Origin of the sequence: Streptomyces sp. NPDC087270 (assembly GCF_044744625.1) — a bacterium.
GTDB lineage: Bacteria > Actinomycetota > Actinomycetes > Streptomycetales > Streptomycetaceae > Actinacidiphila.
This window is the reverse complement of record NZ_JBIUYR010000014.1, coordinates 1-15,594: the sequence shown is the minus strand read 5'-3', so window position 1 is coordinate 15,594 and position 15,594 is coordinate 1. Positions and strand designations below refer to the sequence as shown.

Genomic DNA, 15,594 nt, shown 5'->3' with positions numbered 1-15,594 from the left:
ATCTACGGGGTGACAGGGCATGACTTCTGAGTCGTCCGAAACATCTGAACCGTCGTCATCGGAGCAGTGGTACGACGACGCTGCCGGACCGGTGGTACGGCCCTACGCGATGACACGGGGCCGTACCAGCCATGCCGCGAAGGCCAGAATCGACCTGATCGCCCTGGTGATCACCGAGCGGGCGCCCGGCGACGGGGACCCGATCGACGACCACACCCTGTCGCCCGAGCACCTCGACATCATCGAGCGCTGCCAGTACCAGGCCATCTCCGTCGCCGAGTTGGCGGCCGACCTCGACCTTCCGGTGGGCGTGGTCCGGGTGCTGGTCGGCGACCTGGTGGAAGCCGCGCACGTGCACATTCACAAGCCGGTGCCGCCGGCCGAGTTGCCCGATGTGAGCATCCTGCGCGAGGTGATCAATGGCCTGCGCGCCTTGTAGCGCCGGACCAGGCCCGATCCCGGTCCGAGCAGTCCCCGCCACCGCCGTCACCGCGCCCTCCGACGCGCTGCGGCAGAAACCGTCACCAGGGCAAGTAACCTGTGTGACACGTGAGTTGTGAGTACGCCACCCGCGGGCGTCCCCTCGCCCGCCCCGGTAGGGAAGTAGAGAAGAGACCATGGCCGCCGTGCGCACCGAACGTCGTCCCGAGCAGCCCGCCAAAGAGCCGGTGGCGCTCAAGCTGCTGGTGGCCGGCGGTTTCGGCGCGGGCAAGACCACGCTGGTCGGCGCGGTCAGCGAGATCCGCCCGCTGCGCACCGAGGAGTCGTTGAGCGAGGTCGGCCGCCCGGTCGACAGCACCGTCGGGGTCGAGGGCAAGCGGACCACCACGGTCGCCATGGACTTCGGCCGGATCACGCTGCGCGAGAACCTGGTGCTCTACCTGTTCGGCACACCCGGTCAGGACCGGTTCTGGTTCCTGTGGGACGAGTTGGCGCAGGGCGCGCTCGGCGCGGTGGTGCTCGCCGACACCCGGCGGCTGGCCGACTGCTTCGCCGCCGTCGACTACTTCGAGCAGCGCGGTATCCCCTTCGCGGTGGCCGTCAACTGCTTCGACGGCGCCGAGTTGCACGACCCGCAGCACGTCCGCGAGGCGCTCGACATCGATGCGGGCGTGCCGGTGGTGCTGTGCGACGCGCGCGAGCGCGACTCGGCGAAGAACGTCCTGATCAGCGTGGTCGAGCACGCCGCGAACATGGCGGCGCGGCGGAGTGCCGGGTAACTGCCCTCGCCTGAAACGTGGTTGACGGCGCGTCAGTCGTGACCCGTTGTCCGTGAACCGTGCACCGTGAGCCGTCGGTCGTGTGTTGGCCGGCGGCTCACGTACGTGCGGGGCCGTCCGTGCCTTCCGCCGTGTCCGTGCCCCCCGCCGTGTCCGCGCCGGCGGCGGCCCCCTCCTGCGGCGCCGAACTCCCGTGCTTCGCGAGCCACTTCGCCGCGGTCGCGGCGAGTTCCGCGTCCCGTCCCGCGAGCATCGTGGTGATCATCTTCACGTCGCCGCGCAGCGACCACGCGGGGTGCCCGAAGGTCGCCGGGTTGTTCCCCTCGATCAGGAAGTGCGCGGGCCACGCGGTCCCGTAGCCGATCAGCGGGAGCGCGGCGGCGTATCGCGCCCGCCCGCGGGCCAGGCCGTAGCCGCTGACCGCGAGTCCGGTCAGCGAGCCGACGAGATGCACCCAGCGGGTCGCCGCCTTGGAGTGCATCGCCACGTAGTAGGGCCAGAACTCCTCGAAGGAGCCGTAGGTCTGCTTCGTCATTACCGCACAGTAGCGCCGGGCCTGGACCTTGTCAGGGGTCCGTGCTATGTTCTTCTCATATCGAGAAATACTCATAGTGAGAATGACTTGGGACGGGTACGGGCGGCTCGATGCGGCCGGCAAGCGGAGGATGGAGGGGGCTGTGGTGGACGCGGCGCAGCATGACCACAGTGACGAACAGGAGCTGCGGGAGCGGGACTTCCTCGCCGACTACGACCCGCGCGCGTTCGACCCGATCGCGGTGACCGTCGACGTGGTCGTGCTGACCCTGCGTCAGGGCCGGCTGCACGTCCTCGCGATCGAGCGCGGCGGACCGCCGTTCGCCGGAGCCTGGGCGCTGCCCGGCGGGTTCGTACGGGCCGGGAAGGAGTCGCTCGACGCGGCCGCGGCCCGCGAACTCGCCGAGGAGACCGGCCTGGACGCCACCACGCTCGGCCGGGTCCACCTCGAACAGCTCGGTTCGTACGGCCACCCGGACCGCGACCCGCGCATGCACGTCGTCTCGATCGCCTACCTCGCCTTCGCGCCGGGCCTGCCCGACGCCCAGGCGGGCGGCGACGCGGCCGGCGCCGACTGGCTCCCGGTGGCGGCGGTCGCCCCCGCCGGGCAACCGGAAACGGCAGCTCGGCGTCCCTTCGAGCAGGGTCGGCTGACCGGAACCCACGGGGGTGGTACCGGTCGCCGACCCGTTCCTTCGGCACCCGGCGAGGCCGTGCTCGCCTTCGACCACGCGCTCATCCTCGCCGACGCCCTGGAGCGGGCCCGCGGCAAGATCGAGTACACGCCGCTGGCGACCGCGTTCCTCGCCGAGACCTTCACCATCAGCGAGTTGCGCGCGGTCTACGAGACGGTGTGGGGCGCCCCGCTGCACGCCGGCAACTTCCACCGCAAGGTGCTGTCCGTGCCCGGCTTCGTGGAGTCCACCGGGCAGACCGACACCCGCCCCGGCAGCCGCGGCGGTCCCCGCGCCCGCCTCTACCGGGCCGGCGACGCCAAGCTGCTGCACCCCGCGCTGCTGCGGCCGGACCGTGAGGCGGACATACGATGAGCGCCGCCGACGCGCGTACCGTCCCCGGCCGTGCGGCTGCCGCCGCCGGACCGGGCGGGCACCCACACCCACACCCACAAGCCGACCGGCACCCGGCAGCGGACGACCGGCCCGAACCGCGCACCTTCGACGAGGCCCTGGCCGTACTCGACAGCGGCGGCACCGCTTTCCCCGCCGACCCCGCACAGGCCGCGAGCCGCTTCCGCCGGCTGGCCCGGCTGCTCCACCCGGACACCGCACCGCCCGGCCGCGCCGCGCAGGCCACCGCTGCGTTCGCCCGGCTCACCGCCGCCTGGCACGACCACGACCGGCAGATCCTCACCGGCCCCCGGTACCGCTACGTACTCGGCCCGCTGCTGGCCGCCGGCGACCTCGCCGACCTGCACACCGCCCGCTACGACCACGACGGCGAGCGCCGCACCGCCGTCCTGAAGATCCCGCGGCAGCCGCGCGACAACGACCTCGCCGAGCACGAGGCCGACGTCCTGACCCGTCTCCACACCGTCGGCGAACGCCGGCACCGCGCCTACGCGCCCGCCCTCGTGGAGAGCTTCCGGCACCGCGCCGACGACGGCACCGAGCGCCTGGTCAACGCGCTCGCGCCGCTCACCGGCTTCCACAGCCTCGCCGCCGTCGCCGCCGCCCACCCCGGCGGGCTCGACCCGCGCGACGCCGCCTGGATGTGGCGCCGCCTGCTCACCGCGCTGGGCTGGGCCCACCGCGCCGGGCTGGTGCACGGCGCGGTGTTCCCCGAACACGTCCTCATCCACCCCGAGTTGCACGGTCTGGTACTGGTCGACTGGTGCTACGCCACCGCTGTCGGCACCGATGTACCCGTCCTCATCCACCACCACGCCGACGACTACCCGCCCGAGGCGCGGCAGCACGAACCCGCCTCCCCGGCCACCGACATCCACCTCGCCTCGCTCTGCGTACGCCGCCTGGTCGGCCCCCGCGCCCCGGGCCCGATGCGCGCCTTCCTGCGCGGCTGCACCCTGCCCGGCCAGAACTCCCGTCCGCAGGACGCCTGGCAGCTGCTCGCCGAACTCGACGACCTCCTCGACCGGCTCTACGGGCCCCGCACCTTCCGCCCGTTCACGATGCCGACCGCCAACTGACCGACCGAGCACGGCCGTGCACCCGGCCGTGCCCGCCAACTGACCGACTGAGCACGGCCGTTCACCCGGCTGTGCGGTGCCATGCGACGCACCGGTCGGCCACCACCCGCCACACACCACCACTTCACCAGGGGGAACACCATGGGCAGCGGAAGCTGGTCCACCAACGTCTACGACGCCGCCGAGCGCTACCGTTCGGCCTCCGGCGCCAGCGCCTTCGCCTACAGCGACCGCGTCAAGCACAGCGCACCGCGGTCGAGTTGGACCGCGCACCCCTCGCTCGACCCGCACGGCCTCAGCACTCGCGAGAGCCGCGACTCCGCCGAGCACCCCACCTCGCTCGCCATCTCCGTGCTCTTCGACGTCACCGGTTCGATGGGCGGCGTCCCGCGGGTCCTCCAGACCAAGCTGCCCGAACTCTTCGGACTGCTGCTGCGCAAGGGCTACACCGAGCACCCGCAGATCCTCTTCGGCGGCGTCGGAGACGCCACCTGCGACCGAGTGCCGCTCCAGCTCGGCCAGTTCGAGTCCGACAACCGGATGGACGAGCAGCTCGGCAACATCCTCCTCGAAGGCGGAGGCGGCGGCCAGATGACCGAGTCCTACGAACTCGCCCTCTACGCCATGGCCCGGCACTCCTCCCTGGACTGCCACGAGAAGCGGGGCCGCCGCGGCTACCTCTTCCTCATCGGCGACGAGATGCCCTACGGCAAGGTGAAGGCCCGCGAGATCCGCGACGTGCTCGGCGACCCCGTCCAGGAGGACATCCCGCTGCCCGAGATCCTCGCCGAACTGCGCCGCAAGTTCCACGTCTTCTACATCCTCCCGGCCGGCGCCTCGCACGCCGGCAACTCCGAGGTCCTCACCCTCTGGCGCCGCCTGCTGGGCCAGAACGTGATCGAGCTGGACGACCTCGACGCCGTCTGCGAGACCATCGCGCTCACCGTCGGCCTCGGCGAGGAGGCCATCGACCTCGCCGCGGGCCTCGCGGACCTGGCCGAGGTCGGCTCCACCGTGGGCCCCTCGGTGGCCCGGGCCCTCACCCCCCTGACGCGCTGACGCCCGCGCGCCCCGCCTGCTCGCCTGCTCGCCTGCCGCCCGTACGGCGGGCGGGTTGGGACAGGTCGGGGCCGGTGCGAGGCCGGATCAGGACAGACGGTCACCCCGGCGACCCGGTACCCCGGCGCGCGTATCTGCGGCCCGGCAACGAAAGGAGTTCCCCGTGCACACCACGGTCGTCGACCTCGGCTACGGCGACGCCGGCAAGGGCGCCGTCGTCGCGCGCCTGTGCCAGGAGCGGACCGTCACCGCCGTCGTACGGTTCAACGGCGGCCCGCAGGCCGCCCACAACGTGGTGACCGCCGACGGCCGCCACCACACCTTCGCCCAGTTCGGCGCCGGCACCTTCCACGGCACCCCCACCCACCTGTCCCGCTTCATGTCCGTCGACCCGCTCGCCCTGGCCGCGGAGGCCGACCACCTCCGCGCGCTGGGCGTCCCGGCGCCGTACGGCCTGCTCACCGTGGACCGCGCGGCGCGCCTCGTCACGCCGTACCACGCCGCCGCCAACCGGCTGCGCGAGCAGGCCCGCGGCGCGGACCGGCACGGCTCGTGCGGCATGGGTGTGGGGGAGACCGCCCGCTACGCCCTGGCGTACCCGGCCGACGCACCGACCGTGGGCGACTGCGCCTCCCGGCCGCGGCTGCTGCGCACGTTGCGCCTGCTGCGCGACCGCCTCACCGACGAGCTCGGGCCGCTGCCCGCGCCGCCGGTCGAGGACTGCGCGGCCGCGTTCGCCGCGTTCGCCGACGCGGTGGCCCTCACCGACGAGACCCACCTGCGCCGCCTGGTCCGCTCCGGCCCGCTCGTCTTCGAAGGCGCCCAGGGCGTCCTGCTCGACGAGTGGCACGGCTTCCACCCGTACACCACCTGGTCGACCACCACCTTCGCCAACGCCGAGACGCTGCTCGCCGAGGCAGGCGCGGCGGATGCGGCGCGCCGGATCGGCGTGGTCCGCACGTACACCGTCCGGCACGGTCCTGGCCCGCACGTCACCGAGGAGCCGGAACTGGCCGCCGCACTGCCCGAACCGCACAACGGCCACGGCCGCTGGCAAGGCGCCTTCCGGGTCGGGCACTTCGACGCGGTCGCGCACGCGTACGCCGTCGCGGTGTGCGGGGGAGTGGACGCGCTGGCCGTCACCCACCTGGACGCGCCGCCGCGCTGCCCGGCACTGCGGATCTGCCACGGCTACGCGATCGAGGGCCGGTTGGTGGAACGGCTCCCGGTCGGCCGGCCCGGCGACCTCGACCGCCAGGCCGCCCTCACCCGGCAACTGCTCGACGCGCACCCCGCGTTGTGGTCGACGCCCGAGCACTGGCCCGCCACGATCAGTGCCCTCCTCGGCGCGCCGGTGGTGATGGAGTCGTACGGCCCGGCCCGCCAGACGCTGACCGGTGCCGGGGTCGGATAGGGTCCGCGAGTGCCCACCGACCCCCCGCGCGCCGGCTCCCGGCCCGCCAACTCCCCGTACACCGAGCCCGATCACGCCGACATCGGTCACGTCGAACCCGGTCACACCGACATCGGTCACGTCGAACCCGATCGCACCGAACCCGATCCCGCCGACACCGCCCGCGCGGGCTCGCACCGCCCCGACTCGCACTGCTCCACCTGCGGAACGCCCTACCCCGACGCCGGGGTCTGGCCGCGCACCTGCCCCGCCTGCGGCCACACCGCCTACCGCAACCCGCTGCCGGTCGCGGTGTGCCTGCTGCCGGTCCACGACGCGGACGGCACCGGCCTCGTCGTCATCCGCCGCACCATCCGGCCCGCGCTCGGCCGGCTCGCGCTGCCCGGCGGTTTCATCGACTTCGGCGAGACCTGGCAGCAGGCCACCACAAGGGAGTTGGCGGAGGAGACCGGAATCGTCGCCGGGGCGGCCGACGTGGTGCTCGCCGACGCCCTGACCGACACCGAGGGCGGCTATCTGCTGCTCTTCGGCCTGCTGCCGCCGCGCCCGCTCGGCGAACTGCCGCCCTCCGTACCGACCGACGAGACCGAGGGCTACGAACTCCTGCACGCGCCTCAGGAGTTGGGCTTCCCGCTGCACACCCTCGCGGTGCGCCGCTGGTTCGACGGGGGCTACGCCTCCAGCCCCCGCACCCGCACCTCGTAGCCGACCTCGCCGCCGCCCTCCCGCTCCACCACGACCTGGTCCTCCTTCCAGTGCGACACGAAGTGCTCCCGGCGCGGCGGCGCCCACCCCTCCGGGTCACCGACGACGACCTCGCCGCCCCCGCCCCGGCCCGGGCGCGGCGCCCACGCCTCCAGCCGCACCGCCCCGTCGGCCCCGGCCACCGGCAGCACCGACCCGGCCCTGGCCAGCACCGGAATCCGGCCCAACGGCGCCTCCACCCGCACCGTCGAGCGCCCCCGGTAGGCCACGCCGGTGGCCGTGTCGTGCCACAGCCCGCGCGGCAGCCGCACCTGCCGGCTGGTGGCGCCCTCCGTGAGCACCGGCGCCACCAGCAGCGACTCCCCGAGCAGGAAGGCGTCCTCGCAGTCCCGCAACGCCCGGTCGCCCGGCGACTTCCACCACAGCGGCCGCACATACGGCGCCCCGGTGCGGTGCGCGACGTGCGCCAGCGTCTCCAGATACGGCATCAGCCGCCCCCGCTCCCGGAGCGCCGCCCGGGCGTGCTCCAACACCTCGGGACCGAACTCCCACGGCTCCCGCAGCCCCGCGTCGATCGCCGAATGGGTACGGAACAGCGGCAGGTACGCGCCGAGTTGGAACCAGCGCAGATACAGCTCCGGCGACGGCGTGCCCGTGAAGCCGCCCACGTCCGGCCCGGAGTACGGCACCCCGCACAGCCCCAGACCCAACACCAGCGCCAGCGAGGCCCGCAGCCCCTCCCACCCGGTCGCCACATCCCCCGACCAGGTGCCGCCGTACCGCTGCATCCCCGCCCAGCCCGAGCGGGAGAAGAGGAACGGCCGCTGCTCCGGCCGCAGTTCGCGCAAGCCCTCGTAGCCGGCCCGGGCCATCGACAGCCCGTACACGTTGTGCGCCTCGCGGTGGTCGCCACCGCGGCCGTCCAACGAGTGCCGGGCCGACAGCGGCAGCGTCGGATCACCGAACGCCGCGAAGGACACCGGCTCGTTCATGTCGTGCCAGAACCCGGCGAACCCTTTCGCCAGCCGCTCCTCGTACAGACCGCCCCACCAGGCGCGCGCGGCCGGATCGGTGAAATCGGGGAAGGCCGCCTCGCCCGGCCACACCACCCCGCGCACCTCATGCCCCCGCGCGTCCCGTACGAACGCGCCCGCCGCCGTCCCGCTGTCGTACGCCGCCAGCCCCGGCTCCGCCTTCACCGCCGGGTCCACGATCGACACCAGGCGCACCCCGTGCTCGCCCAACTCCTCGGCCAGGCCGGGCAGATCGGGGAAGGTCCGCGGATCGGCGGTGAAGACCCGGTGCCCGTCGAAGTGGTCGATGTCCAGATGCAGCACCGACAGCGGCAGCGCACGCTCCCGGTACCCGGCCGCGACCCGCCGCACCTCGTCCTGGCTGCCGAACCCCCACCGAGAATGCTGGTGGCCCAGCGCCCAGCGCGGCGGCAGCGCGGGCCGCCCGGTCAGCGCCGTCCACCCCGCCAGCACCCGGGCGGGCGTACCGGCGATCACCCAGTACCGCAGCTGCCCGCCGTCCATCCGCAGCCGGCTGATCCCCGCCTGGTCCGGCCCCGACCCGGCGCCCTCCCGGCCGTCCCACAGCGCGACCTCGCCGTCCCACGTGTTGTCGTGGAAAGCCAGATGGCAGCCCGCGTCCGCGACCACGAGCTGCACCGGCATGGTGATGTACAGCGGGTCGTCGCCCGGCCCGAACGCCCCGCCCGGATCGGTGTTCCACAGCCGGTACCGGCCGGTGCGCAGCACCGGACCCGCCGCCCGCCCGCCCATGCCGAACACCCGCGCGTCGGCCGGCAACCGCGCCCGCTGCTCCCAGCGCGGCGCCCGGCCGTCCCCCTGCCCGGCCGCCGGGACCCGCCACGACGGCGGCCCCTCCGAGCGCAGCAGCAGCCCGCCCGGCGTACGGAAGTCCACCACCCCCCGCTGCGAGATCCGCACCGTGATCCGCTCGGACACCACCCGCCAGCCCGCGCCGTCCGGCTCCAGCACCGCCCGCGGGTCGGCCGGCGGGCACTCGCCGGCCAGGGCGTACGACGGCAGCGGCCCGGCGCCGTCCCAGCCGCAGAAGACCGCGCCGCCCACCGCCACCCGCACCCGCAACTCCGCCCGCGCGAACCGCACCACGCCGCCGCCCGGCTCCGGGTCCGCCCCCACCACCTCTCCCGGCGTACGCGCCCGCTCCGGGCCCGGCACGGGCAGGTCCCTGGCATCCAGCGCCCGCCGCCGCACCGCCCAGCGCACCGCGAGCCGCCCCCGCGCCGAGCCCAGCATCCGGGCCGCCCGCAGCAGATCGGCGCCCTCCGCCCGCTGCCGTCGCAGCGCCGCCCGCAGGCCCCGCACCTCGCCGACGACCTCCCCCCACACCGCGCCCAGCAGATACCCAGCGTCCATGCCCCCACCCTCCCACCGGCCCGGGAACCCGCGCCGCTCGTTCAGCCGCTGTTCACCTCGACGATCATGCCCGGCCGCGGCCCGGCACCCACCCGCCACCGGCCACCGTCCGGTGCGACCCGCCCCACACCACCCGGGCCACCCTGGCGTCCAAGACGATCACATGGCATCGTCCTGCCCAGTCCCCGGGCGACGGACGCCCGTCCGGACGAACCACCGACGCAACGACGCGTACCGTCCGGGAGCCGCCCATGAGCACCACGCCCGAGCCCGCCGCCAGCAGCCCCGAGCCGCTGTGGAGCCCGAGCCCCGAACGGATCGCCGGCGCCCGGCTGACCCGCTTCCAGCAGTGGGCCGCCCAGCGGCACGGTGCCCCCGCCGCCACGGGCACCGATCCCGTCGCCGACTACGCGGCCCTGCACGCCTGGTCCGTGCGCGCGCCCGAGGAGTTCTGGCGCGCGGTCACCGAGTGGTTCGACGTCCGCTTCTCCACCCCCGCCGACACGGTCCTCGCCGATCCGGCGATGCCCGGCGCGCGCTGGTTCCCCGGCGCCCGGCTCAACTACGCCGAACACGCCCTGCGCCCCGCCCTCGACCCCGACCAGGCCGACCGACCCGCCCTCGTCCACGTCGACGAACGGCACGAACCGGCCACCGTCACCTGGGCCGAACTGAGCCGCCAGGTCGCCTCGCTCGCCGCCGAACTGCGCCGGCTCGGCGTCACCCCCGGCGACCGCGTCAGCGGCTACGTACCCAACACCGCGCACGCGGTCGTCGCGCTCCTGGCCACCGCGGCCGTCGGCGGCGTATGGACCTCCTGCGCCCCCGACTTCGGCGCCCGCAGCGTGCTGGACCGCTTCCAACAGGTCGAGCCGGTCGTGCTGTTCGCGGTCGACGGCTACCGCTACGGCGGCAAGACCCACGACCGCACCGCCACCGTCGCCGAACTGCGCGCCGGACTGCCCACGGTGCGCGCCACCATCCACATCCCGCTGCTCGGCACCGAGGCCCCCGAAGGCGCCCTGCACTGGGACGCGTCGACCACGTCCAAGGCCGAACCCCACTACGAGCAGGTCCCGTTCGACCACCCGCTGTGGGTGCTGTACTCCTCCGGCACCACCGGCCTGCCCAAGGCCATCGTCCAGTCCCAGGGCGGCATCCTGCTCGAACACCTCAAGCAGACCGGCCTGCACCTCGACCTCGGCCCCGGCGACCGCTTCTTCTGGTACACCTCCACCGGCTGGATGATGTGGAACTTCCTCGTCTCCGGCCTGCTGGCGGGCGCCACGATCGTGCTCTACGACGGCGCGCCCGGCTACCCCGACACCGCGGCCCAGTGGCGGGTCGTGGAGCGGACCGGCACCACCGTCTTCGGCACCTCGGCCGCCTACGTCATCGCCTGCCGCAAGGCGGAGGTGCACCCCGGACGCGACTTCGACCTCTCGGCGGTCGGCTGCGTCGCCACCACCGGTTCCCCGCTGCCCCCCGACGGGTTCCGCTGGCTGCACGACGAGGTCGCCGCCGACCTGTGGATCGCCTCGGTCAGCGGCGGTACCGACGTGTGCAGTTGCTTCGCCGGCGGCGTGCCGACCCTGCCCGTCCACGTCGGCGAACTCCAAGCAGCCTGTCTGGGCACGGACCTTCAGGCGTGGGACGCCCAAGGGCGGCCGGTGGTCGACGAGGTGGGGGAGCTGGTGGTCACCAACCCGATGCCCTCCATGCCGATCCGGTTCTGGAACGACCCGGGCGACACGCGCTACCGCGAGAGCTACTTCGAGATGTTCCCCGGCGTGTGGCGGCACGGAGACTGGATCACCCTCACCTCACGCGGCACCGTCGTCATCCACGGCCGCTCCGACTCCACCCTCAACCGCCAGGGCGTCCGGATGGGCTCCTCCGACATCTACGAGGTCGTCGAACGCCTCCCGGAGATCGCCGAATCCCTCGTCATCGGCGTCGAACAGCCCGACGGGGGCTACTGGATGCCGCTGTTCGTCCGGCTCGCCCCCGGCGCCGCGCTCGACGACGGGCTGCGCGACCGCATCCGCACCGCGATCCGCGCCCAACTCTCCCCGCGCCACGTGCCGGACGAGGTCATCGCGGTCCCCGGAGTGCCGCACACCCTCACCGGCAAGCGCATCGAGGTCCCGGTCAAACGGCTCCTCCAGGGCACCGCGCTCGACAAGGCGGTCAACCCCGGCTCGGTGGACGACCTGGAAGTGCTGCGCTTCTACGAGCGGCTCGCCGCCGAACGCGCCGCCGGCGGCCGCCCGTAGCTCCGGCTGCTCCCGGCGATCACCCGCCACGGCCCGCGGCACCAGGATCGGCGCCGCGGGCCGCCACCGTCCCATCGTCATATCGTCACATCCCCCGTCGGTTCCGGTACGTCGGTTCCGGCGCGGAGCCGCGTTGTCAGTGGGTGCAACTACGGTGAGTGAGCAGTGGTGGTCGGACCGTACCGGTTCCGGCCTCCACCGACCCGTGCTGACCCGCACCGACTCCAAGGGGAACCCATGCCACCCACCGCCGACCACACCGGCCGACCCGACCAGCCCGCCACCCGCGAGGACGCCCGCACGCGTTCCCGCTCCCGCACCCGCCCCGAGCAGGCACCCGCCGGCGCCCGCGCACCCCGCACCGGCCGCCCCGGCGGCCGACCGGGACGCACCCGCCTGCGCCGCGCTCTGCGCCGCGAAGCCCCCACCGTCGTCTCCCTGCTCCTCGACGACCACGACTTCACCGCCATGACCCGCCACCCGAGCTTCCCCTTCGACGACTACGGACAGTATCTGCACCACCTCGACGGGCTGCTGCGCGGCCTCCACGCCCAAGGCACGCACATCGCCGTCACCCACTTCGACCCCGACGCCTACGACGACTACTGCCGCAGCACCCGCCGGCCACCGGACACCCCCGACACCCGCACCCGCTACGTCGCGGAGGCCACCACCACCGGCCCCACCGTCCACTACGCCCGCCAGCCCGTCACGGAACTGCGCGCCTCCCTCGGCCGCGAAGCCGACCGCCGCGCCGTCTGGCAGCGCGCCACCGACCTCCTCATGGACGCCGGCTCCTGCCCCGACTGCGGTCAGGACCTCGCGCACTGCGCCTTCGACGAGGCGTCCGACACCCTCCTACGGCTGCTGGACGCCGTGGGGCCCGGCGCCCACCACCTCGTGTGCAGCCTCCCCACCGACGACGGCCCACCTCTCCCCGCCGCCCTCCACGCCCACACCTCGCCCGACGGCGAACCCCACTTCGCCGAGGCCGACGCCCTCGTCCTGTGCACCCTCATCGCCGCCGCCACCGTCACCGGCCGCATCGCCGGACTCGTCATCCGCACCTTCGACCCCGACGGCGACACCGTCCGCGGCTGGGAACTCCACCAGGGCGACCCCCGACCCCTCACCGAAGCAGCCGTCTTCGACGCCTACTGCACCGACCCCAGCACCGGCACCCCCATCCCCCCGGAACCCGGCGTCCGCTACGCCGCCGGCATCCCCCTCCCGTAGCGAGCCGAGCGGACAGCCGCGTGACCGGCCCCCACCGGCGGAAGGCCCGGCACCTTCCGCCGGGATGCCGGACGCGCGGTCCCGCACCCCGGCCCGCCCGGACCATCCGAGCCACCGGACCACCCGCACTACTCGCCCGACTACTCGCCCGACAGGACCGCTTGCGCGGCCCCCCGGGCCGCATCGGCGCTGTCCGTCGCCCGCGCCGCCGCCGCGGCCCGCTCGCACTGCGCCACCGTGTGCTTCGCCAACGTCGTCCGCACATACGGGATCGACGCCGCCCCCATCGAAAGGCTGGTCACACCCAACCCCGTCAGCACACACGCCAGCAGCGGATCGGCCGCCGCCTCACCGCAGACCCCGCAGCTCTTCCCCTCGGCCCGAGCCGCCTCCGCGGCGGCCGCCACCAGGTCGAGCAGCGCCGGCTGCCACGGGTCCTGCCACCGTGCCACCGCCCCCACCTGCCGGTCCGCCGCGAAGGTGTACTGCGCCAGGTCGTTCGTCCCCAGCGAAAGGAACTCCACCTCCTTCAGCACCGACCGCGCCCGCAGCGCCGCCGAGGGAATCTCCACCATCGCCCCGAACTTCGCCGGCAGCCCGGCCGCACGGCACGCGTCCGCGAACGCCTTCGCGTCCTGCCGGTCCGCGACCATCGGCGCCATGACCTCCAGGTGCACCGGAAGCCCCTCCACCGCACGCGCCAGCGCCCGCAACTGCGTCCGCAACACATCGGGGTGCTCCAGCAGCGACCGCAACCCCCGCACACCCAGCGCCGGATTCGGCTCGTCCGCGGGCGTCAGGAAGTCCAGCGGCTTGTCGGCGCCGGCGTCCAGCACCCGCACCACCACCCGCCCCTCCGGAAACGCCTCCAGCACCTGCCGGTACGCCTCGACCTGTTTCTCCTCCGCGGGCGCCGCGGCGGAATCGTCCAGGAACAGGAACTCCGTACGGAACAGACCCACCCCTTCGGCACCCGCCGCCACGGCGGCCGCCACGTCCCCAGGGCCACCGACGTTCGCCAGCAGCGGCACCCGATGACCGTCCGACGTCACACCCGGCCCCGAAGACGCCGCCAGCGCCGCCTTCCGCTCCGCCGCGGCCTCCGTCAGCGCGGCCCGCTTCTCCTCGCTCGGCTCCACGAACACCTCACCGGTGCTCCCGTCCACCGCCACCACGGTGCCCTCCGCCAACTCACCCGCACCCGCCAGCGCCACCACCGCCGGCACCCCCAGCGCCCGGGCCAGAATCGCGCTGTGGCTGGTCGGCCCGCCCTCTTCCGTCACGAACCCCAGCACCAGCGCGGGGTCCAGCAAGGCCGTGTCCGCCGGCGCCAGGTCCCGCGCGATCAGCACGTACGGCTCGTCGCTGTCCGGCACCCCAGGCATCGGCACCCCCAGCAGCCGCGCCACGATCCGGTTCCGCACGTCGTCCAGGTCCGCCACCCGCCCGGCCAGGTACTCACCCGCACCCGCCAGCAGCGCCCGGTACGAGGCGAACGCGTCGTACGCCGCACGCTCCGCGGTACTCCCCACCGCGACCCGCCGCTCGATGTCGGCCATCAACTCCGGGTCCTGCGCCATCATGGCCTGCGCTTCGAGCACGGCCTGCGCCTCGCCGCCGGCGAGCTGCCCGCGCGCGTTCAGATCGGCGGCGACCGCCTCCAGCGCCTGCCGGGCCCGGCCCTGCTCACGGGACGCGTCCTCGGCCCTGATCTGCTTCGCCGGCGGCTCCAGCACCGCGGTGCCCATGTGCCGTACCTCGCCGATCGCCACACCGTGGCTGACCCCGACGCCTCGCAGCGTTGTCTGCATCGCACTACTTCCAGTTGAAGAGGGTGTCGCCGGCGGCGACCTCACCGTCACGCACGATCTCGCCGAGCGCGTCGCCCGTGGCCTCCAGCGCGATCACCGGGCAGATCGGCGACTTGCCGCCGGCCTCGACCGCCGCGGGGTTCCACCGCACCACCGCCTGGCCACGGCTGACCGTGTCGCCCTTGGCGACGAGCAGTTCAAAACCCTCGCCGTTGAGCTGCACGGTGTCGATACCCAGGTGCGTCAGTACTCCATGCCCCTCGTCGTCCACCACGACGAAGGCGTGCGGGTGCAGCGAGACGATCACGCCGTCCACCGGAGCCACCGCCTCACCGGGCTCGCGCGCGGGGTCCACGGCGGTACCGGGACCGACCATCTCTCCGGAGAACACGGGGTCGGGCACGGCGTCGAGCCCGATGACCCGACCGGCCAGAGGCGACGAAACGGTCGTCATATGAAGCACTCCTCAGTGCGGTGATCAGGGAGCCGTCACTGCCTGTCACCGGACAGCGGGACGGTTACAGCAGCCTAAGTCATACCAAGTGCGGATTCTGACCCGTGCCCGACGCCCGGACCACCACCCCGATTTGCTCCACGCGAGGCCGGTCCAGTACCTTGGCACAACCGCCTCGACGAGACCCGCGGAAACGCGTGTCCTCGAAATGGGGTTGGTAATTCCGACCGAAAAGCTTCTGCTAAGGTTGGAACACAACGAAGGGAAAGCCCGGAGGGGCCCGGAAGGGCAGCCGATGGCAGCTTCCGCT

Annotated in this window: 13 protein-coding genes; 9 read left to right on the top strand and 4 right to left on the bottom strand. The window is 73.8% G+C overall.

Annotated features, from left to right (window positions below; all coding sequences use genetic code 11):
* Nucleotides 1-19: 19 nt before the first annotated feature.
* A complete protein-coding gene (locus tag ACIPAE_RS26005) occupies nucleotides 20-439 on the top strand; it encodes a DUF742 domain-containing protein (RefSeq protein WP_329362255.1) in 420 nt (139 codons plus the stop codon).
* Between the two features lie 178 nt (nucleotides 440-617).
* Nucleotides 618-1,220 carry an ATP/GTP-binding protein gene (locus tag ACIPAE_RS26000; protein ID WP_329362253.1) on the top strand — a complete coding sequence of 201 codons (603 nt, stop codon included), beginning with the start codon at nucleotides 618-620 and terminating at the stop codon, nucleotides 1,218-1,220.
* A gap of 97 nt (nucleotides 1,221-1,317) precedes the next feature.
* Here the strand turns inward: ACIPAE_RS26000 and ACIPAE_RS25995 are convergent, their stop codons facing one another.
* Nucleotides 1,318-1,755, bottom strand: a complete 438-nt coding sequence (locus tag ACIPAE_RS25995; RefSeq protein ID WP_402448267.1) for an Mpo1-like protein — start codon at nucleotides 1,753-1,755, stop codon at nucleotides 1,318-1,320.
* Between the two features lie 82 nt (nucleotides 1,756-1,837).
* Here ACIPAE_RS25995 and ACIPAE_RS25990 point away from each other — a divergent pair, with 82 nt between their 5' ends.
* The 5 genes from ACIPAE_RS25990 (at nucleotide 1,838) to ACIPAE_RS25970 (ending at nucleotide 7,099) form a co-directional block, all read left to right on the top strand.
* Nucleotides 1,838-2,803 carry an NUDIX domain-containing protein gene (locus ACIPAE_RS25990; RefSeq protein ID WP_402448266.1) on the top strand — a complete coding sequence of 322 codons (966 nt, stop codon included), beginning with the start codon at nucleotides 1,838-1,840 and terminating at the stop codon, nucleotides 2,801-2,803.
* Complete coding sequence (locus ACIPAE_RS25985; RefSeq protein WP_402448263.1) at nucleotides 2,800-3,921, top strand: molecular chaperone DnaJ; 1,122 nt, start codon at nucleotides 2,800-2,802, stop codon at nucleotides 3,919-3,921. The genes ACIPAE_RS25990 and ACIPAE_RS25985 overlap by 4 nt, the downstream gene beginning before the upstream one ends.
* A gap of 141 nt (nucleotides 3,922-4,062) precedes the next feature.
* Nucleotides 4,063-4,980: a hypothetical protein gene (locus tag ACIPAE_RS25980; RefSeq protein ID WP_402448261.1), complete on the top strand. Its 918-nt coding sequence runs from the start codon at nucleotides 4,063-4,065 to the stop codon at nucleotides 4,978-4,980.
* Between the two features lie 163 nt (nucleotides 4,981-5,143).
* Nucleotides 5,144-6,394 (top strand): adenylosuccinate synthetase, encoded by a 1,251-nt coding sequence (locus ACIPAE_RS25975; protein WP_402448260.1) that lies wholly within the window; start codon nucleotides 5,144-5,146, stop codon nucleotides 6,392-6,394.
* Nucleotides 6,395-6,505: 111 nt separating this feature from the next.
* Nucleotides 6,506-7,099 carry an NUDIX domain-containing protein gene (locus tag ACIPAE_RS25970; RefSeq protein WP_402448497.1) on the top strand — a complete coding sequence of 198 codons (594 nt, stop codon included), beginning with the start codon at nucleotides 6,506-6,508 and terminating at the stop codon, nucleotides 7,097-7,099.
* Here ACIPAE_RS25970 and ACIPAE_RS25965 read toward each other — a convergent pair.
* Nucleotides 7,066-9,387: a glycoside hydrolase family 31 protein gene (locus ACIPAE_RS25965; RefSeq protein WP_402448494.1), complete on the bottom strand. Its 2,322-nt coding sequence runs from the start codon at nucleotides 9,385-9,387 to the stop codon at nucleotides 7,066-7,068. The two genes, ACIPAE_RS25970 and ACIPAE_RS25965, sit on opposite strands and share 34 nt — an antisense overlap.
* A 371-nt stretch (nucleotides 9,388-9,758) precedes the next feature.
* Here ACIPAE_RS25965 and ACIPAE_RS25960 point away from each other — a divergent pair, with 371 nt between their 5' ends.
* Both ACIPAE_RS25960 and ACIPAE_RS25955 read left to right on the top strand, forming a co-directional pair.
* A complete protein-coding gene (locus tag ACIPAE_RS25960) occupies nucleotides 9,759-11,783 on the top strand; it encodes an acetoacetate--CoA ligase (protein WP_402448257.1) in 2,025 nt (674 codons plus the stop codon).
* Nucleotides 11,784-12,020: 237 nt separating this feature from the next.
* Nucleotides 12,021-13,019, top strand: coding sequence for a hypothetical protein (locus tag ACIPAE_RS25955; protein WP_402448256.1), 999 nt, complete (start codon nucleotides 12,021-12,023; stop codon nucleotides 13,017-13,019).
* Between the two features lie 140 nt (nucleotides 13,020-13,159).
* Here the strand turns inward: ACIPAE_RS25955 and ptsP are convergent, their stop codons facing one another.
* Nucleotides 13,160-14,830 carry a phosphoenolpyruvate--protein phosphotransferase gene (gene ptsP / locus ACIPAE_RS25950; protein WP_402448253.1) on the bottom strand — a complete coding sequence of 557 codons (1,671 nt, stop codon included), beginning with the start codon at nucleotides 14,828-14,830 and terminating at the stop codon, nucleotides 13,160-13,162.
* Between the two features lie 4 nt (nucleotides 14,831-14,834).
* The gene (locus tag ACIPAE_RS25945; protein ID WP_328472479.1) at nucleotides 14,835-15,284 is read right to left on the bottom strand and encodes a PTS glucose transporter subunit IIA; all 450 of its coding nucleotides are present in this window, start codon (nucleotides 15,282-15,284) and stop codon (nucleotides 14,835-14,837) included.
* Nucleotides 15,285-15,594 lie beyond the last annotated feature (310 nt).